We start from the raw sequence: 18,824 nt of genomic DNA, 5'->3' as shown, positions 1-18,824 counted from the left end.
GGTTACTCATGAAAACGTGCCACACATGGCTGCTTTGTGTGTGGCTGGCGTTTCCTGCCCTGGCAACACGCCAGGTTGTGGATGATGCTGGTCACACGGTTACCGTTCCCATGCAAGTTGAGCGTATTGCTGATGGCTGGTTTGCTCATCATTCGGTACTGATGACGCTGGGTGCTGGCCGTAACATTGTTGCGACGGTGAACCATGAGGAGAACCAGCCCTGGATGTTCAAAATCAATCCTTCCCTGAGACAAGCCTTACAGATACGGGGAACATCATTCAATAGTGAGGATTTGCTGGCCCGGCACGTCGATGTGCTGTTTGTGGCAAAAGGAAAAGGGGATGCTCAAAGTTACAGCCAGGCGGGCATCCCGACTCTTGAAATGGCATTTACTGACTATGCTTCGATGGAAAAATCGGTCACTACAACCGCAGAAGTGCTGGGTACCGGGCAAGCGCGCGCCCGGGCGACGGCTTACAATCAGTATCTAAACCGTGTACTCGCTGACGTGCAGGCTAAAACGGCGGGATTAACGGCAAACCATCGCCCACGGGTACTCCATATTCAATCGCTGAATCCGCTTAAAGTCGACGGCAGGCACACGTTGATCGATACCTGGATTACGCTTGCGGGCGGATTGAACGCAGCAGGAGAAGTGAACGGCAATATGAAAGAGGTATCGCCTGAGCGGGTGCTTTACTGGCAACCGCAGGTCATTATTCTCGGGGCGGGTTGCGGTGATATCGGCAATTCACCCTACGCGGCATTGTTCAAAGAACTTGACGCGGTTAAGCAGGGTAACGTTTGGCGTAATCCGGCGGGCGTGTTCCCTTGGGATCGTTACGGTACTGAAAGTGCGCTGCAGCTGCAGTGGGCTGCATCAAAACTGCATCCTGCGCTGTTTAGCGGTTTGGATATGGTCAGCGTGACGCGAGATTTTTATCGCCAGTTCTTCGATTATTCGCTTACTCAGGAGCAGGCGATGCGAATTTTAAATGCGTTACCTCCACAGGAGTAGCGTCCACGTGTAAAGACTGGCGCGCTAGGGATTGCACGCCATATTTACCCCTTTTAAATGTGGGATTTGATGCGACGCATGATGATAATGGGTTGCCAGCTATCACGTTATATAATTTAATGCATATCGATTTTACTCCTCTATCCAGATGGTATCCCATGTTTACTTTCCGTTCTTTTGTGCTGGTATGCGCCAGCATGTTGTTTGCATTTTCTGCCCTGGCCGACCGTACGATCACCGATCAGCTTGGTCGTCAGGTCACGATAGCGGACCACATCGACAAAGTGGTCGTGCTGCAACACCAGACCTTAAATATTCTGGTTCAGCTCGATGCGCAGCAGGACATTGTTGGCGTGATGTCGAGCTGGAAAAAACAGCTCGGGCCTGAGTTTGAACGCTTTATGCCGACAATTTCCACATTGCCGACACCGGGCGACCTCACCAGCGTGAATATCGAAAGCCTGCTGGCGATTCATCCACAGGTGGTGTTTGTCGCTAACTATGCGCCTGCGGAGATGATCCAGCAGATTCAAAACGCCGGTATTCCGGTCGTGGCTATCTCGTTACGTAGGGACGCCGCAGGGCAACAGAATAAAATGAACCCGACCATGGCCGATGAAGAGCAGGTTTACAACGAAGGGTTAAAGCAAGGGATTCGCCTGATTGCGGACGTGGTTGGGCGTAAACCGCAGGCCGAGACATTAATCGACTACGTTTTTGCGGCACGGGCAAAATTTAATGCGCCGGTTGCAAAAATCCCGGATGCGCAAAAAGTCCGTATTTATATGGCTAACCCCGACCTGATGACTTACGGCTCCGGGAAGTACACAGGACTGATGATGCAGCACGCGGGGGGATTAAACGTGGCGGCTGCCAGTGTGAAAGGTGCCCGTCAGGTTGCGCTGGAGCAGGTACTGGCGTGGAATCCGCAGGTGATTTTTGTGCAGGATCGCTATCCGCAGGTGGTGACTGAGATCCAAAATGATCCTAACTGGCAGGGGATTGATGCGGTGAAAAATCATCGCGTCTGGCTGATGCCTGAATACGCTAAAGCCTGGGGCTATCCGATGCCGGAAGCGTTGGCGATCGGTGAGCTATGGATGGCCAAGAAACTGTATCCGGATGCTTATAAAGACGTGGATGTTGATGCGCAGGCGCAAGACTATTATCAGCGTTTTTATCGCGTGAACTGGCAGTCTGATGCAGCTAAGTAACCGCTTTTTACCCCAGCAGCCGATTTTGATCGCGGCGGTCCTGTTGCTGGGCGTCAGTTCGCTGTGCCTCGGGCAGTATCCGCTTTCGTTGCGCGAGGTATTTTATCACCTGACGCACTTTAGCGATGCCGAAGGGATTGCCGGTCAGGTCATCTGGACGGTCAGGCTACCGCGTATTCTGATGGCGCTGCTGGCGGGTGGCGCGCTGGGTTTATGCGGCGCGACGCTGCAAGGAGTATTTCATAATCCGCTGGTCGACCCGCATATAATCGGCGTGACGTCCGGGGCCGCCTTTGGCGGCACGCTGGCTATTTTGCTCGGTCTGTCGCCGTGGTTGATGATGGGTTCAACGTTTTTCTTCGGCCTGACGGCGTTGATCCTTGTATATGCCATTGCTGCGCTGCAGGGGCTGGAAAATACGCTGGTGCTGATCCTGTCGGGTATCATTTTGAGCGGCTTTTTTGCCGCGCTGGTGAGCTTGATTCAGTATCAGGCTGATACTGAAGAGACGTTACCCAATATCGTGTTCTGGCTGCTTGGCAGCTTTGCGACGGCCAACTGGCATAAAGTACTGCTGCTGGCGATTCCGGTCGGTATTGCCGCGACGGTTTTGTACCAGCTACGCTGGCGGATAAACCTGTTATCGCTTAATGACAAAGATGCCAGAGCGCTGGGCGTCGCGGTTGTTCCTTTGCGACGCAGCGTTTTGGTGTGCTGCGCATTTTTAGTCGCCGCTCAGGTGGCGGTTAGCGGCAGTATTGCCTGGGTTGGGTTGGTTATTCCTCATCTGGCGCGTTTGCTGGTGGGCGTTGATCACCGTCGTCTACTGCCGTGCGCCTTCTGGCTGGGGGGCGGTTTTATGATTGTAGTGGATGATATTGCACGCACCCTGATGCATGCGGAGATACCGTTGGGGATTATCACCGCATTATTCGGCGCGCCGCTGTTTGCTTTTTTACTCATCCGCTCCAGCCGTCGGGAGAAATCATGAAACCTGCCGCACTGCGTGTAAATCAGCTGACTTATGGGTATCGCGCGCCGCTATTTGACCCGCTTACGTTCTGCTGCCAAAAAGGCGAGATCTGGGCTGTGCTGGGACGTAACGGTCTGGGTAAAAGTACGCTGCTCGATACGCTAACCGGCACGCTGCCTGCTTTGGGAGGCAGTATTGAAAATAACGGTGGGATAGGGATTGTGGCACAGCATAGCCATCTGCCGTTTCCTTATACGGTGAGTGATGTGGTGTTGATGGGGCGAGCACAGCACGTGAAGCTTTTTGCGCAACCGAGCCAGCAGGATCAACAAAGAGCAACGCAGGCGCTGGAGCAGTTAAATATTGCGCAGCTTGCTTCCAGCTCGTTTAGCTCACTTTCCGGCGGGCAACAACAACTGGTGATGATAGCCCGGGCACTGGTGACTGAGTGTCAGACGCTTTTGCTTGATGAACCATGTTCCGCGCTGGATCTTGCTAATCAGCAGGTGGTGCTTCAACTCATCAGCGATCTGGCCCATCATCAGGGATGCAGCATTCTCTTTTCAACCCACGATCCGCTGCATGCGTTACAGATAGCCACCCATACTTTGCTGCTGCTCCCCGAAGGCAAATGGCGGGCAGGACCTACGGACAGCATTGTGACGGAAGAAAATTTGTTCCTGGCCTATGGCTTACCACTGCGAAAACTTAGCGTGGAGAACCACCACACGCCGTTTATCGCGCCGTTGTTTTCTATTCGTCGTTAAGCGGTAAGAATCCTGCGGCGGTAAGAAACGCCTGCCCGTCGCGGGAAAGTATGAATTCAACCAGCGCCATCACTTCTTTGGACGCATCAAGCACCGCCAGTTGGTATTCGCAGTGAATATTGTGCTCATCAGGGATAGCCACGTAATGTACGTCGGGCAGCGCGCGCAGCGTGTGTGCGTAATGCGCGTAACCGATAAACAGATCGGCCAGCCCCTGGCGCAGGATCCAGGCGCTTGCTATTTCTCCTTGCGGGATTTTTACCGTATCACGACCACCAACCAGCGGGATGGCGCGCGTTCGAAGCTGTTGCCCGAGTCCCGGCTCCAGTACATCCATGTTGTCGAAAAATGCCCAGGTATAGTCTCCGGAAGGGTCACAGCCGGGCGTTGATGTACCTGGTCGCAGCGTTGGGTCGCGCAGCAAATCCAGCCAGGCGCCGGTTCGATTGCTGACCAGACTCAGTTGATTCCAGCTAAAGGTCTGCGTGAAAACCGCTTTCTTCTGAGCCAGCAGACGTTGCGGATGCTCCCGATTGGCCGAGGCAAAGAGCGCACAGGGTTCACCTGCTTCAATCCGCTCGCGCAATAAACCGGCCGGACCATATTCAACCTTAACGTCTATTCCGCTCTGGTGTGTGAACTGGCTTATCAGTGGAGTAAATGCCGGGCGTAAACTGCCTGCGGCGAACAGGAGGATGGAAGAGGGCATGGTATCCGTTCTCTGGCGAAAGACATTATGCGAAGAAGATGAATGATACGCGTTGATCATGGAACTTAGAATGATTTAGCGCAGTGCTATTGAATCATCATGGAAAATGATAAAACTGAAGGATACAAACCAGAGATAAAAAGAGAGTTTTGAAGGGAAATAGCACCAAATCAAAGAGATGATTTGGTGCGTCCGAGTGGACTCGAACCACCGACCCCCACCATGTCAAGGTGGTGCTCTAACCAACTGAGCTACGGACGCAAGATGGTGCGTTCAATTGGACTCGAACCAACGACCCCCACCATGTCAAGGTGGTGCTCTAACCAACTGAGCTATGAACGCAACGTTGTAGGTGACAACGGGGACGAATATTAGCGGCACAGACCGAATGAGGCAAGAGGGAAATAGCATTTTTCTTCCTGATCTCACGCGATTGCAGAGTAATTAAGCAAGTTGATTATATTTTGTTGATTTTGCAGCGTGTTTTTTATTCAGACAGCGAACTGGAGCATACCAGGGGCGGTTTGCATTACAGGGGCGCTCAGACTTTAAGCGCTGTAAGGATCGTGGCTTCTATTTTTTCTGGGGTAGTGAAGGGGGCAAAACGCTTGAGCGGCTTGCCGTCACGCCCGATCAGGAACTTAGTAAAATTCCACTTGATCCGCCCACCCAGCACGCCGGGTAATTCGTCTTTCAGGTAACGAAACACCGGGTGTGTAGCGGCACCGTTGACTTCCACTTTCTCAAACATCGGGAAGCTCACACCGTAGTTGATGTGACAGGTTTGCGCGATTTCGTCTGCTCCACCGGGCTCCTGATTACCGAACTGGTTGCAGGGAAAACCAAGCACTACCAGACCCTGCGCGGCGTACTTCTTGTAGAGCGCTTCAAGGCCTGTATATTGTGGCGTGAAACCACAATGGCTGGCGGTATTAACCACCAGAACCAGTTTGCCAGCGTAGTCGGCCATAGAGATGGGCTGGCCATGCAAACTGGTGGCAGTCAGTTGATGAAAGGGGGTCATACCGGATTCCTCAAATAAGATAGCATTACTCATGTTGCCCGCGAGTGACAGGCTTCGCTGCGTATCTATTTATTATGATCGCAACTGCAGGATTAATAAACTTGCCATTGGTGCAGGGCAAAAATAGAAATTCTCTGCGGTTCAGTTATGGACATTCCATAATTTATATTAACCAGGCTGACGAGCGTTCCATTCGTCGCGCGTGATTTCCCAGAGTTCAGAATCCAGCAAACCGCTGACATACTCTTTCTTTTCTGTCCTGATAAGCCGCATGCCGCTACTGTCTGAAATACGTCTGGAACGGATATGAGGATACTATATAGCGAACTATCTCCCAGCGTGGATAAAGCACCTGAATCTGCGAGGCATCTTCGGCTTCTAATGGTTTTAACAGCAAACGTTTCGTATGGAGTTTTGGTATTTTCATACTCACTTTTCCTGCTCAAGCAAGAGAAAAGAATCAATGTGGGGAGGATTTTGAAAAAATATTAATAACCAGAACCCCAGCACAAATAAGAAGCATGCCTGCGATCGCCGGAAAATCTAGCTTTTGCCCACTTACCAACCAGCCTAAAAGGCTGATTAATACGATTCCAGCACCTGACCAAATTGCGTACGCAATACCCGTTGGAATGGTCGACAGGGTCTGGGAGAGAAGATAAAAGGCTGTGCAGTAGCACACAATAGTTGCTACAGATGGCCATAAGCGTGTAAATCCGTCAGAGAACTTCATCAGGGTTGTTCCTATGACTTCCGCTACGATGGCCCCGGCAAGGAAAATGTATGAATTCAAAATCTGATCCCATGTAAAATCTAAAACAATTATCGTATCACATAGGGTGAGATGCGTTTGAACGCAACGCTAACTACTTTAGTTTAAAAAATGTCATCTTCGTGGCACGTAACGGATCGTCTGAAGCGCCGTGAGGTGTGCTATCAGCAAGAAGCGGACGTGTACGCGTTTTCTGAGATCCTGTATATGCAGGAGGCGGACTATGCGTTGACAGCGAATTTTAGAATACGTATATTGTTATGTTATAACATAACTTGAATATGGAATTATGAAACTCACTTTCCCCCTGTTGATGCCTGTACTGCTGTTGCTTCCCCTGACTGGCGCAACTGCCGGCAACTATCCACTGACAATCGAAAACTGCGGCGTTACAGAAACCTTTAACCATGCACCTTCACGTGTGGTGACAATTGGTCAACATGAAACGGAACTCATGCTGGCGCTGGAACTGAAAGATAAAATTGTAGGCACTGCTGTTTGGTTTGGTGCATTACCCGATGATTTGAAAAAGCAAGGTGCGGGGTTAAAGCGACTTGCTGAGAATGCGCCTGGATTCGAAGCCGTAGCGGCCCAGCGTCCTGAGCTGGTTCTTGCTCAGTACAATTGGCACGTTGGCCCGCAGGGAGAGGTTGCTACGCGTCAACAATTTGAACAATTGGGGATCAGGACCTGGATCTCTCCAGCCGACTGTACTGCAAAAACTGTCACAGCGACCTCCAACGGCGATGGCGCACGATCAAAACCTTACTCAATCGATATCATTCTTGATGAAATCTCGGCGCTGGCGCGCGTTTTTGATGTGCCAGCACGTGGTGAAGCTCTGAAGCAAAAGCTGTCTGAGCGAATTGTCGCCGCGCAGCAGCAAATCCACATGCAACCGCAAGCGCCGCTTAAAGTGGTTTACTGGTTTTCAAGTCCCCGTCTGAAAGGCGATCCATGGATAGCAGGCAGTAAAGGCGCGCCAGGCTGGATTAATAAAACACTTGGTCTGAACAATATCATCGATTCTGATGAGGAGTGGCCTGCGGTGACCTGGGAGCATATCGTTAAGTCTCAGCCTGATATTATTGTTATTGCGAGTATGGAAAGACGGCTTTATCCCGCCGATGACGTAGAGACTAAAAAACGGTTCCTGGAAACCGATCCCGTCACGCGTGAAATGCCTGCGGTCAAACAAGGGCATATCGTGGTGGTTCCTGCCATGTCGCTCAATCCATCCTTGCGTAACGTAGAAGCAGTAGAACTGATTAGCCAGCAGATGAACGCTTTCGCTCCCTCCAGATGATGAGCAAATCTGTTTTTTACTGGCAAATCAGCCTGATAATTTCCTGCGGGATACTAAGTCTGCCGGTCATGATGATCCTTGCTGCGGCAACCGGCGATATACCGGTAAGTTTCGCGACTGCCTTTCGCGCAATAACCAATGGTCTGGGGCTAACGCACTTTGATTTACCCGCCGTAGAAGCAGGGATTGTCTGGCAGTACCGGATGAGTCGTGCGCTGATGGCGGCCAGCTGCGGTGGAGGGCTGGCGTTATGCGGGCTGGTTCTGCAATCATTGTTGCGTAACGCGCTTGCCGATCCTTATTTGCTGGGGATCTCTGCTGGTGCCTCAACCGGCGCCGTCAGCGTGATGTTGCTCGGTATTGGCAGCGGCTCCATCACGACGGGTGTCGGGGCGTTTATCGGAGCCTGTACCGCTTTTATGCTGATCATATTGTTATCGGGTGGTATGCGCGTGAACTCTGCACGCATCATTCTGGCGGGTATCGCCGGTACGCAGTTGTTTAACGCGTTAACATCGTACATTGTCAGTACGGCGGCCAATGCTGAACAGTCGCGCGGCGTTATGTTCTGGCTGCTGGGTAGCCTGAGTGGCGTACGCTGGGCTGATGCGCTGCTGTGCTTCGCTGTCGTCATCATCGGGTTGCTTATCGTGGTTTGCTATAGCCGCTCGCTGGACACCTTTAACTTTGGTATAGAAGTCTCCTCGACGCTTGGAACGCGAGTGCTTCAGGTACGCGTTATTTTACTGCTGACTACCGCGTTGATTACGGCGGTAATCGTCAGCGCCATCGGTGCTGTAGGCTTTGTTGGGCTGGTTATCCCACATATAACCCGCATGATCGCCGGGCATCGTCATTTGCTCACTATCCCTGTTGCTTTTCTTGCCGGATGCCATTTTATGATTCTTGCAGACCTGATCTCACGCACCCTTATTAGTCATCAGGTTTTGCCGATTGGCGTAGTAACGGCGCTTGTGGGCGCTCCTGTTTTTGCCATGATTCTGTACCGCAACCGGGATAAATAATTATGCATATCGTGGTTGATAAGCTAAGTGTGACGCTCCAGGCTCGTCGGGTGTTATCTGATATCAGTTTTGTTGCGCACCGTTCGCAAACGGTGGGGCTACTTGGTCCTAACGGCTCTGGTAAATCCACGCTGATTCGCGCGATCGCTGGCGTTCAGCCCTGCGCGTGTGAGGGGGTGAAAATTGGCGGCAAGCTGACAAGTAACTTGAGCCAGCGCCAGCTTTCCCGCACGCTTGCTTTTGTTCCACAGCATGCGGAGGCGGAAGCGGAGCTAAGTGTTATTGATATTGTTCGCCTCGGCCGCACGCCGCACCGTAATGCATTCACGCCATGGCGGCAAGCTGATGAAGATGCTGTACAACAGGCGCTTTCGATGATGAGGCTTGATGCTCTGACCCAGAGAACCTGGCAGCGTCTGTCTGGCGGCGAGCGTCAGCGCTGTCAGATAGCCCGTGCGCTCACCCAGCAACCGGATATTCTATTACTGGACGAACCAATTAATCATCTGGATATCCAGTTCCAGCTGGAGCTGATGCGCCTTATTTCCGCGCTGCCGATTACCGTGATTATGGCATTACACGATCTGAATCTGGCTGCAAAATATTGTCAGCACCTGGTCGTGCTGCGTGAAGGTCAGGTTGTGGCGTCCGGTGAGCCTGCTGCTGTACTTACCCCGGAACTGATTCAGTCTACTTGGCAGGTCGATGCGACCATCTGTCGAACTGAACGGGGAATGATGAATATCCAGTACGCCTGAAATAGGCCTACGCAGAAACCATTATCAATATTCAGCGTCCGCTGGATTAAATCACTGGAATGTCAGTTTTGAGCGAAGAGCGGACGCTATTACCAACTTCAGCTATTGCCGTTTACGAAATTGTGCTTACGGTGTTTCCCGGTTGAAGCTAGCGAGAAACATCGTTATTTTTCTTATCGAATAATGCTTATATGGAGAGTAATTGAGGCTAAAGGAGGAATCAATGTCACATTCGTCATCAAGAAGAAAAGTTCTAGCCGCAGAAGGCCTTCTTACGCATAGAGCGTCACACGCACGGAGTTGCGCTAACCATGTTGCGAATAGATTGGGCATAACCCGAAGCGAGCTATTGATGAAGGTTGAGAAAGATACAGGGGCGAGTCTGGTATCGCCACTTACAGAAGATGAGTTAATGAAAGCGTTTTATTATATGGAAAACCTTTAAGAGCGACTGCTGTGAATTAAGAGCGGGGGAGAGCAATCGCTATCATGGCTGATGACGACTGCACCCGCGGTAAGATAGACAGTTTTGTCACTCAATCTATCCAGGGTACAGGTTCACCAATATAAGTGTGTGTGCAGCAACGACATGTCACCTTAACGTCATCTCTCGTGATTGAAGGATTTACCTGTTGCAGAATTCCGTTCTCATCAACAAATAGACCTGGGTAAAAACTGCTTTCACCAATGCAGACTAAATCCCTTCGCTGATGCTCATGTAGCGCGACCAACCAGAATACCGGCTCGGTGGTATCAAGACGTCCACATACTTCGCTGAATATTTCATCCCACGGTTTGCCAATCTGTTTGATCAAAAAATAAAACAATGGTGTGTAGTCTCGACCACGTTTCTGTTTGCCATGCATTGTCTCGTGCTTTGCCAGTAGCTCATCTCCAACTTTTTTACGATTGCGTCCCCAGCGATACTCAGCACCTGGATTATTAGAATGGTGCCGCGTCGTCGTGTTGACGCTGCGATACAGTTTACGGGACTTTTTCAGTTGGTGAGTACGCATAACTCGACCTCGTGCATCCATTATTCTGTGAGTCAGTAACCCCTGCCGGAGCTAGATTCAATAGTTTATGGTTGCATATAAACGGTCATGTTTAAAGATAGTCTTATTCTGCTGAAATACCTTCCTGCTGACAACTACCAAAAAGTCCGCTTCTGGCACACAGTGGACATCGCTGACTGAGCTGAAGGTCCGCGGTTAGCGAAAAGCGGATGTTTACACTCATGATCACCGCTTATGTACGCATTACGAACATAGCGCTGTATTAATCATCGGTAGCAGTTCAACTTAGCCATGTACACTTGCTTTGTACTAATATGTTTATCTAACAGATGCTTTAAAATCGCCTCAAAATGGATTTTTCAACATGACTAGAACAGAAAGACTTCTCGAATTACTACAAATATTAAGGGCACAAAGATATCCGATCACAGCATCCACCCTCTCAGAAAGATTGGGAATAAGTGTACGCTCCCTTTACAGAGATATAAAAACGCTGCAGCATCAAGGAGTATGCATTGAAGGTGGTGCTGGAATTGGTTATATTGTTAAATCTGACTTTCATTTGCCCCCCTTAAATCTTTCTCATGAAGAAATTAATGCTATTACACTTGGGTTAAATTGGGTATCGCACAATACAGATTATAATTTCAAAATTACCGCAAAGAATGCGCTTGCGAAAATACACGCCGTCATTCCCAGTGAATTGAAAAATCTTATTGAGAGTCAATCCTATCTGATCGGTCCTTCAGAAAACAATGAGATTTTTTTTGAAGACATTCGCAATGCTATAAAAAAAAGAAAGAAAATCAAAATAAATTATTGTGATAAAAAAGATTCTTACACTTCACGAGTCATATGGCCCATCGGATTGGTATACATGGAGTCGTGCTGGCTTTTGGTTGCATGGTGCGAGATGAGAAATGATTTTCGTCATTTTAGAACTGACAAAATTGAAGATATTGTGCAACTTGACTCCAACTATAGTGAAAGCAGGACAATTTTATTGAAAAAATGGAGAATAAAAGAAGGGATCTGCGAGGGGAAAGAGTACTGACAAAAACTGTCACAGATGGTTTGTATACTATCCCAGATGAAAGACTCAATTCTACTTCATAGGGGGTGGTTATGAATTTCCAGAATAAAATTGCCGTTATAACAGGAAGCACTACAGGTATAGGTGAGGCCGTCGCAGAGCAATTACATAAGCATGGTGCAAAAGTTGTTATTGTATCCCGCTCGTCAGAACAGGCTAAACAAAAAGCGGAACAATTATCTTCACAGGGACAACAAGCCATGGGGATCGGATGTGATGTGTCACAGCCCGAACAAGTACGGCAAATGATAGATGAGGTTATCAAACATTTCGGCAGACTTGATTATGCTGTAAATAATGCAGGCTTAACAGGTGAACATGGTAAAAATATAACAGAGCAGACAGTTGAAAACTGGGATAAGGTTATTGCTACCTCATTGAGCGGCGTTTTTCACTGCCTAAAATATGAAATACCCCAGATGATGAAGTTTGGTGGATCTATAGTTAATTTATCTGCAGTAAATGGTCTGGTTGGCATTCCTGGATTAGCACCTTACACCGTGGCTAAACATGGTATAATCGGTTTAACCCAAACCGCAGCGCTAGAGTTTGCATGTCAAGGCATTCGAATCAATGCAGTCGCTCCGGGCTATGTCCAAACCCCAAGAATGAGTGAGTTCCCTGAAAATATTGTAAGTAGTTTCGCAAATAGCCACCCTATGAAAAGGATGGCAAAAATGCAGGAAATAGCAGACTTCATATTGTTCTTGCTGTCAGACAGTTCTACATTCTGTACCGGAGGCGTTTATCCAATCGATGGCGGTTATTTAGCTGAATAAAAAAGCACATTATTTTGAAGTGTAAGAATTGCTTTGCCAAAGTGGTAGGCTCAATGGAAGCGTTAGAATATAAAATTAACGCTTCCATTACAGGGCTAGTGAAAACAATATTTTCGTTAGGGATCTATATGTGTATAGATGATCGGTTCTCCATTGGTTCATACATCATGCCATTAGCAACGTCCGCTCCTGGCACACAACTGACGTCGGTATCAAGCAAACCGACGCCCGTTAATATTAAGCTGAACGATTAATTAACCTATTCCCCCGTTTCGTCATCTTCTTGTTGAGACCCTGATACCATTACGGTCAGTGTCATCTACTTCACAACACACATCGGCCTGCCAGATGCCGGCTCGGGGTGTATCTCCGTATCCACGCTGAATACGGTTCTTAGCAATCCAGGGTTCATCACCTCTTCTGGTGTGCCTTGCGCCATAACATGTCCGTTCGCCATCACCACCAGATGATCGCAGTACCGGCTGGCCTGATTAAGGTCATGCAGCACTGCGACCACCGTTTTCCCTTGGGCCCGGAGTTCGCCCATCAACCGCATCAGTTCTACCTGGTGATTGATATCGAGATAGGTGGTTGGCTCATCGAGGAGTACAACGGGCGTATTCTGGGCCAGGACCATCGCCAGAAAGGCGCGCTGGCGCTGACCGCCGGAAAGTTCGGTTAACCGTCGTTCGGCAAGATGATGGATTAGGGTCTGGCTCATGGCGGTATTAACCCGCGTATTGTCTTCAGCGGAAAGCCGCCCACAGAGTGACAACCACGGGTTGCGGCCGTACGAAACCAGCTCCCGGACGGTGATCCCCTCTGGCGTTAAATGGTGCTGTGGCAGCAACGCCAGCCTGCGAGCGAGCTGGCGCGATGAAAACGCGTTAATGAGATGATCGCCGAAAAATACGCTGCCGGACTGCGGCATTAACAGCCGTGAAAAACAGTTTAACAACGTCGATTTCCCGCAACCGTTAGGGCCGAGCAGGGCGGTTATCTTCCCCGCTGGCAGTACGAGTGAAACGCCGTCAAGCACCTTATTTGTACCGTAACAGACCGTCAGATTCTCAGTTCGTAATGTCATTTATCGCATTCTCACAAGCAGCCAGACAAACCATGGCGCACCGATAATGGCGGTCAGCACGCCAGCTGGAAGCTCCAGCGGGGGATGAATAATTCGCGCCAGCATATCGGCAACCACCAGCAGCAATGCACCTGCCAGGGCCGAAACGGGCAGCAGCCAGCGGTGACGTCCGCCGGTAATGCTGCGCACCATATGCGGCACCACAAGCCCAATAAAGCTGATCGGGCCGCAGACGGACACGCCGGTTGACGTCATAGCAACAGCCAGTAGCAAAGCCCGGAACTGGGTACGCGGTACCGACACACCGAGCGTGGTGGCGCGCGCATCGCCCAATGCCAGGAGGTCGAGATCGCGGCAAAAACTCAGGCTCAGCGGCAGAAACAACATCAGCAGCGGGAGGGCAATCTTCACAAAGCTCCAGTCACGGCCCCATAAACTGCCGGTTAGCCAGAGCAGGGCGCTGTTCACATCCTGCGGGCGCGCGAGCATCAGATAATCCGTCAGGCTGGCCCAGCAGGCAGAAAGCGCGACCCCTGTGAGCGCCAGCTTTATCGGTTGGCTGGAGTTTGCCAGCATTTTCAACAGGATCAGGCCCGCCATACCACCGGCAAAGGCCAGCGGCGGTAGTGCAATCACCGGGAGTGACGGCAGGAGAAGCAGTGCGCCCACAGAGGCCAGGCTGGCGGCATGGTTTACGCCGAGTATATCCGGCGATGCCAGGGGGTTACGCACGATCCCCTGCACCAGCACGCCTGCAACCGCGAGGGCTGCGCCAACAAACAGCGCCAGCAGCAGTCGCGGCAGGCGGTACGCCGTTAACACGTAATGATACTCGCGCCCGGTCTGCCAGTCGGTCAGCAGGGCGCGCCAGGGAACGGAGATCACTCCCATTTGCAGCGACAGCACTGAAAATCCTGCCAGCGCGAGGGCGATGAAAATAACTAGCGCAATTTTCATCCACGCCTCCTGACCAGCCAGACAAAGCAGGGCGCACCAATCAGAGCCACCACGGCTCCCGCGGGTAATTCGCCAGGGAAGGCCAGTGCGCGGGCCAGAACATCGGCCAGTAGCAGCAGCGTGGCGCCCATAAGCATGCTCATCGGCAGGACTTTGCGCTGGTCGAATCCCACCCAGAAGCGAGCCAGATGTGGCATCAGCAGGCCGATAAATGCCACCGGGCCAGCCACGCTGACGCAGGTACCGACCAGAAGCAGCACCAGAATGTTGATGATTAAACGTAGCTTCGGCAGATTCACCCCCAGCGTGCGGGCGGTGCTGTCGCTGACGTTAAGCAGGTTCAGTTGATTAGCCATCAGCAACACCACCGGTACTGCAACCGCCACCACCGGTAAAAGCTGCCAGAATTCCTGCCAGCGTGCGTGGGATACGCCTCCCGCAAGCCAGTAAAAAATGCCGTAGGCGTGATCTTCCGTCAGCAGCAGAGTGATACGGGTCAGGGCCATACAAAAAGCCGAGAACGCGATACCCGCGAGGATCAGTTTGTTTCTGTCCTGGGTATGGCGGAATCCACCGCCTGCGGTCATCACCAGCAGCCAGCTTACGCCGCCGCCGCAGGCGGCGATAAAGGCGATGGAGTAACCCGTTATGGACACAGGGCTGATGGCGCTGGTGAGTGCCATCGCCAACGCCGCGCCGCTGTTAATGCCGAGTAGCGAAGGGGAGGCCATTGCATTATGCGTCAGCGTCTGCAGCAGCGTTCCCGCGAGAGCCAGGCTTGCGCCGATCAGAATGGCGACCAGGCTTCGCGGCAGACGAAGGTTTTGCACCAGCGCTTGTGGAAGCGTCGGCACATGACCCGGCAGCAGGGCGCGAATGGCGTCAACGCCAGAAACAGGAATGGCCGAGTAGCAAAACAGACTCAGCCAGAAGATTGCGATAAGCGCGACAAGGGGAAGTCCCCACTGCAACGCTGGATGTTTGAAAACTGTCATTTCACATCGGATAAAGGCTGGTGATGAAAGATTTTTACCGTGTCGCTGGCAATGCGTTCGGCCGCGAAAATGCCGCGCATTCGCGCCCAGGCGTTACTGTCGACCGATGCCGTCTGCTGTTTTTGCGCCGCGGTTAACATCTGCCATAGCGGGTCTTGCTGCCAGCGTTTAACGATGCTTTCTTCGCGATAGTGCGCGACCAGCAGCCATGCAGGATTGAGCGCCAGCAACTGTTCCAGTCCGATGGACGGCATAGACGCGCCCGACATCGCCGCAGGTACCGTCAGCCCCAGAGCGGTCAAAACGCTCCCGGTCCAGGTCTCCTGCGTGTGCAGGTTGAACTGCTGCTCCCGAGAGGTACCGAACAACACCAGCGTGCCTTTTGGCAACTGGCTGGCCCATGCCGACATCTGTTGTTTGTGTCGCTCCAGACGTAACTGCATCTGTGCCTTTTTACCAACGACTTCACCGATGATGGCCGCAGACTGCAGATTTTCAGCGTAGGTTTCATTGCGAGACTTAAGCAGCAGCACCGGTGCGATTTGCTGTAATGCGCTGTAAATACCCGCATGGCGGCTGCTGTCGGCAATGATCAGATCCGGTTTCAGCACGCTGATAGCTTCTAAACTTGGCTGTGCACGTGTGCCGACAGATTGCCAGAGGTTAAGACGGGCGCGAACCTCTGGAAGAATGCGCGCGGCGTCGTTATCGTCGGCAATGCCGACCGGACTGACATCGACGGCGGCCAGTGCGTCCGCGAACGACAGTTCCAGCACGACTATCCGCTGTGGCGTTTTATCAAGCGTAAAGGTGCCATGTTCGTCATGTATCGTGGCGGCAAAGGCGTGACTGGTGAGCAGCAGAGCGGCGAATAGCGTGCGTAATGGTGTGAACATGTGAGTTGCCTGTGTCTTGTGGCGCTGCGCTTACCCGGCATGTAAAAAACAGCATTCAGGCCGGGCAAACGGGATTTAGAACTTCAACGACCCCTGCATATACAGCGTGCGCGGTTGGCCTGTGTAGATGCCTTTGTTGTTGTCGTCGTAAGAGCGGGTGAAATACGCCTGGTCGAAAATATTTTTCACGCCGAACGCCAGATTCAGGTCTGCCATCTGCGGACCAAAGTCATAGGCTACGCGTGCGCCCCAGAGCATGAAGCCAGGGATGCGGCCGGTGCTGCCGTCGGCGCTCTCTTTAACGGTATTGGCGTTATCCGCAAACTGGCTGGACTGGAAATCGCTGTTCAGGTTGAAGGTCCAGTTGCCCGGCTTATAGTCCACGCCCAACGTGCCTTTGTGTTTCGGCGAGAAAGGCACCTGATTGCCGTAGGTATCGCCTTTCTCACGAATCTCGGCATTCACATACGCATAGCTTGCGTAGATCGACACGTCGTCGAGCGTTGGCGTCAGCGTGCCGAGGTCATAGCGGGCCTGGGTTTCCAGCCCGGTATGGCGCGTTTTACCGCGTGCGGTAACGGTGTCGTTGGTCTGGTTAGAATCGTACTGATTATTAAAGTTAATCAGGAACAGCCCCATTTCCGCTGTCAGTGCACCATCGTCATATCGGGTTCCAAGCTCCCAGGTTCGCGCTTTTTCCGGTTCCACATTGCCGCTTTGCACAGCCTTGCCAATTTGGCTGTACTGTACGGTGCCGAACGAGCCTTCGGTGTTTGCATAAAGATTCCAGCTGTCAGTCAGGTGATAGAGCACGTTTAGCGCCGGAAGTGGGGCGTTATAGCTCACTTCCTCATGTGTGCCTTTGATGGCGTTGTTCTGATATGACTCGATATGTTCAAAGCGCATACCCGGCGTGATAGTCCAGTTGCCGACGTCGATTTTGTCATCCAGATACCAGGCGTGCGCTTCGGTGCCGGAACGGGTGTCGCGATCGTAAGGGCTGGCGTTGGACGGCAGTTGTCCGCTGCTGGTGGCGGTGTAGTAACGCATTTCATGGGTCGACTCGCTCACATAGCGGTAACCTACGCCCACTTCGTGCGCGGAAGAGCCCATCATAAAGCTCTGACTGTAGCGAGGTTCAATGCCACGTACCCAGTAGTTACGCGGTGAAAGGGTGAGGCGTTTGCCCTGTTCCAGGTAGCCGCTGCGTAGGGTTTCGGTGTAGAAGCCCTGAATATTGAATTTATGCTGGCTGTCTGGCTGGAACTGATAGCCGAGGCTTGCCAGCTTGCGGCGTCCCCAGAAGCGATCGTAAGGGCGCGTGGATTGCCAGCGATCGGCGTTGTAATCCGCGCGAGACAGGCCACCGGGCATGTCGGCTTCACCGTCGTAGTATTGCAACAGACTGTTGAAGGTATGCACTTCGTTTGGCGCATATTTGCTTTTCAGCATCAGGTCGTCGATGCGCGTCGCACTGTGTTCGCGCCAGTCGCTGCCGCGAGTGCCGGAGTATAGCAGGGCGGTACCAAAACCGTTATCTGCCGTACCGCCCATCATCAGGTTGTGTGTCTCTTTTGGATTATTCTGTGAGGACGTTGGGCTGAGCTGGCCTTCCACGCCGGCTTCGATACCGAAGTCTTGCGGAATAGCGCGGGTGACAAAGTTCACCACGCCGCCCACGCTCTGCGGCCCGTAACGCACTGCTCCACCGCCGCGTACCACGTCGATGGCGTCCATATTTCCGAGCGAGACGGGTGCCAGTGAAAGCTGTGGCTGGCCGTAAGGGGCAAACGGCACGGGAATACCGTCCATCAGTACGGTTGATCGACTGGCGAGGCGCGGGTTCAGACCGCGAATACCAAAGTTCATTGCCAGATCGTGGCTGCCGGTACCGTTGTTTTCCGGGGCGGTGACGCCAGGAATGCGGTTCAGCACCTCGCGCATAGTTGTCGCACCGGTTTTGGCGAAATCCTCACGGCGGATAACGTCACGTGCGCCAGCATGTTCGAATACGTCGTTTTCGCGCGCATCTCCCAGCCAGTCGCCCACTACGGTCAGAGCATCTTCTTGCGGGGTTGGCGCAAGCTCGAGCGTCCAGCTGTTATTGCCCAGCGATTTCACCTGCAGGCCGCTACCGCTCAGCAGGTGTTGCAGACCAGTTTGGACGTCGTAGTCACCGTGAAGACCGTCACTCTGTTTACCGCGCGTCAGGCTGGCGTCAACCGACAGGGTAATTCCGCTGAGCGCGGCATACTGGTTAAGGGTTTTATCGAGCGAACCCGGAGCGATATCAACCTGTGCTGCGAAGGCGGATAACGATAACCCGGCCAGCGGCAGCAGGCTCAGGCGAATGGCGTTAACCAAAGGTGTTGTTTTGCGAAAAACGCGTAAAGGCGTCATACCTTCTCCATCATCATTTTTGTTGTGTTCAGCT

At 52.0% G+C, this 18,824-nt stretch carries 18 protein-coding genes, 2 tRNA genes and 1 pseudogene; 9 read left to right on the top strand and 12 right to left on the bottom strand.

The window, feature by feature from the left end:
• Window positions 1-8: 8 nt before the first annotated feature.
• The 4 genes from OGV80_RS10860 to OGV80_RS10845 all read left to right on the top strand — a co-directional run bounded on the left by OGV80_RS10860 (window position 9) and on the right by OGV80_RS10845 (window position 3,973).
• Entirely contained in the window at window positions 9-1,019 is a 1,011-nt protein-coding gene (locus OGV80_RS10860) for an ABC transporter substrate-binding protein (protein WP_043016525.1), read from the top strand.
• 158 nt (window positions 1,020-1,177) lie between these two features.
• Window positions 1,178-2,233, top strand: coding sequence for an ABC transporter substrate-binding protein (locus OGV80_RS10855; RefSeq protein WP_286514867.1), 1,056 nt, complete (start codon window positions 1,178-1,180; stop codon window positions 2,231-2,233).
• Complete coding sequence (locus tag OGV80_RS10850; protein ID WP_043016523.1) at window positions 2,220-3,224, top strand: FecCD family ABC transporter permease; 1,005 nt, start codon at window positions 2,220-2,222, stop codon at window positions 3,222-3,224. The genes OGV80_RS10855 and OGV80_RS10850 overlap by 14 nt, the downstream gene beginning before the upstream one ends.
• On the top strand, window positions 3,221-3,973 hold the full coding sequence (locus tag OGV80_RS10845; protein ID WP_075146097.1) for an ABC transporter ATP-binding protein: 753 nt from the start codon (window positions 3,221-3,223) through the stop codon (window positions 3,971-3,973). The genes OGV80_RS10850 and OGV80_RS10845 overlap by 4 nt, the downstream gene beginning before the upstream one ends.
• Here OGV80_RS10845 and OGV80_RS10840 read toward each other — a convergent pair.
• The 6 genes and pseudogenes from OGV80_RS10840 to OGV80_RS10815 form a co-directional block, all read right to left on the bottom strand.
• A complete protein-coding gene (locus tag OGV80_RS10840) occupies window positions 3,960-4,682 on the bottom strand; it encodes a substrate-binding domain-containing protein (RefSeq protein ID WP_075146098.1) in 723 nt (240 codons plus the stop codon). The two genes, OGV80_RS10845 and OGV80_RS10840, sit on opposite strands and share 14 nt — an antisense overlap.
• Before the next feature lie 184 nt (window positions 4,683-4,866).
• Window positions 4,867-4,943 (bottom strand) — tRNA-Val (locus tag OGV80_RS10835).
• 4 nt (window positions 4,944-4,947) lie between these two features.
• Window positions 4,948-5,024 (bottom strand) — tRNA-Val (locus OGV80_RS10830).
• 199 nt (window positions 5,025-5,223) lie between these two features.
• On the bottom strand, window positions 5,224-5,706 hold the full coding sequence (locus tag OGV80_RS10825) for a glutathione peroxidase (RefSeq protein WP_199995139.1): 483 nt from the start codon (window positions 5,704-5,706) through the stop codon (window positions 5,224-5,226).
• Window positions 5,707-5,874: 168 nt separating this feature from the next.
• Window positions 5,875-6,133 (bottom strand): annotated as a pseudogene (locus tag OGV80_RS10820) (hypothetical protein).
• A 33-nt stretch (window positions 6,134-6,166) separates the two neighbouring features.
• Window positions 6,167-6,499 (bottom strand): EmrE family multidrug efflux SMR transporter, encoded by a 333-nt coding sequence (locus OGV80_RS10815; protein ID WP_063941528.1) that lies wholly within the window; start codon window positions 6,497-6,499, stop codon window positions 6,167-6,169.
• Window positions 6,500-6,767: 268 nt separating this feature from the next.
• Here OGV80_RS10815 and OGV80_RS10810 point away from each other — a divergent pair, with 268 nt between their 5' ends.
• Genes OGV80_RS10810 through OGV80_RS10800 form a run of 3 tightly spaced genes read left to right on the top strand, consistent with a single transcriptional unit; the run spans window position 6,768 to window position 9,567 of the window.
• Window positions 6,768-7,784: an ABC transporter substrate-binding protein gene (locus OGV80_RS10810; protein WP_087053218.1), complete on the top strand. Its 1,017-nt coding sequence runs from the start codon at window positions 6,768-6,770 to the stop codon at window positions 7,782-7,784.
• Window positions 7,784-8,809, top strand: coding sequence for a FecCD family ABC transporter permease (locus tag OGV80_RS10805; RefSeq protein WP_047411538.1), 1,026 nt, complete (start codon window positions 7,784-7,786; stop codon window positions 8,807-8,809). The genes OGV80_RS10810 and OGV80_RS10805 overlap by 1 nt, the downstream gene beginning before the upstream one ends.
• Window positions 8,810-8,811: 2 nt before the next feature.
• Window positions 8,812-9,567: an ABC transporter ATP-binding protein gene (locus tag OGV80_RS10800; protein WP_043016475.1), complete on the top strand. Its 756-nt coding sequence runs from the start codon at window positions 8,812-8,814 to the stop codon at window positions 9,565-9,567.
• Window positions 9,568-10,103: 536 nt separating this feature from the next.
• Here OGV80_RS10800 and OGV80_RS10795 read toward each other — a convergent pair.
• Window positions 10,104-10,583: a hypothetical protein gene (locus tag OGV80_RS10795; RefSeq protein ID WP_087050614.1), complete on the bottom strand. Its 480-nt coding sequence runs from the start codon at window positions 10,581-10,583 to the stop codon at window positions 10,104-10,106.
• Between the two features lie 364 nt (window positions 10,584-10,947).
• Here OGV80_RS10795 and OGV80_RS10790 point away from each other — a divergent pair, with 364 nt between their 5' ends.
• Window positions 10,948-11,637 (top strand): helix-turn-helix transcriptional regulator, encoded by a 690-nt coding sequence (locus tag OGV80_RS10790; protein ID WP_075146102.1) that lies wholly within the window; start codon window positions 10,948-10,950, stop codon window positions 11,635-11,637.
• Between the two features lie 71 nt (window positions 11,638-11,708).
• Window positions 11,709-12,455, top strand: coding sequence for an SDR family NAD(P)-dependent oxidoreductase (locus OGV80_RS10785; RefSeq protein WP_043016469.1), 747 nt, complete (start codon window positions 11,709-11,711; stop codon window positions 12,453-12,455).
• A 319-nt stretch (window positions 12,456-12,774) separates the two neighbouring features.
• Here the strand turns inward: OGV80_RS10785 and fecE are convergent, their stop codons facing one another.
• The 5 genes from fecE to fecA all read right to left on the bottom strand — a co-directional run bounded on the left by fecE (window position 12,775) and on the right by fecA (window position 18,790).
• The gene (gene fecE, locus OGV80_RS10780) at window positions 12,775-13,542 is read right to left on the bottom strand and encodes a Fe(3+) dicitrate ABC transporter ATP-binding protein FecE (protein ID WP_286514865.1); all 768 of its coding nucleotides are present in this window, start codon (window positions 13,540-13,542) and stop codon (window positions 12,775-12,777) included.
• A complete protein-coding gene (gene fecD, locus OGV80_RS10775) occupies window positions 13,543-14,499 on the bottom strand; it encodes a Fe(3+) dicitrate ABC transporter permease subunit FecD (protein WP_286514864.1) in 957 nt (318 codons plus the stop codon).
• Complete coding sequence (fecC, locus tag OGV80_RS10770; protein WP_286514863.1) at window positions 14,496-15,494, bottom strand: iron-dicitrate ABC transporter permease FecC; 999 nt, start codon at window positions 15,492-15,494, stop codon at window positions 14,496-14,498. The genes fecD and fecC overlap by 4 nt, the downstream gene beginning before the upstream one ends.
• Window positions 15,491-16,390 (bottom strand): Fe(3+) dicitrate ABC transporter substrate-binding protein FecB, encoded by a 900-nt coding sequence (locus OGV80_RS10765; RefSeq protein ID WP_286514861.1) that lies wholly within the window; start codon window positions 16,388-16,390, stop codon window positions 15,491-15,493. Before OGV80_RS10765 ends, fecC begins: the two co-directional genes overlap by 4 nt.
• 75 nt (window positions 16,391-16,465) lie before the next feature.
• Entirely contained in the window at window positions 16,466-18,790 is a 2,325-nt protein-coding gene (fecA, locus tag OGV80_RS10760; protein ID WP_087053225.1) for a TonB-dependent Fe(3+) dicitrate receptor FecA, read from the bottom strand.
• Window positions 18,791-18,824 lie beyond the last annotated feature (34 nt).

Source organism: Citrobacter sp. Ce119 (genome assembly GCF_030334525.1).
GTDB lineage: Bacteria > Pseudomonadota > Gammaproteobacteria > Enterobacterales > Enterobacteriaceae > Citrobacter > Citrobacter europaeus.
This window is presented reverse-complemented; position numbering and strand designations above follow the sequence as displayed.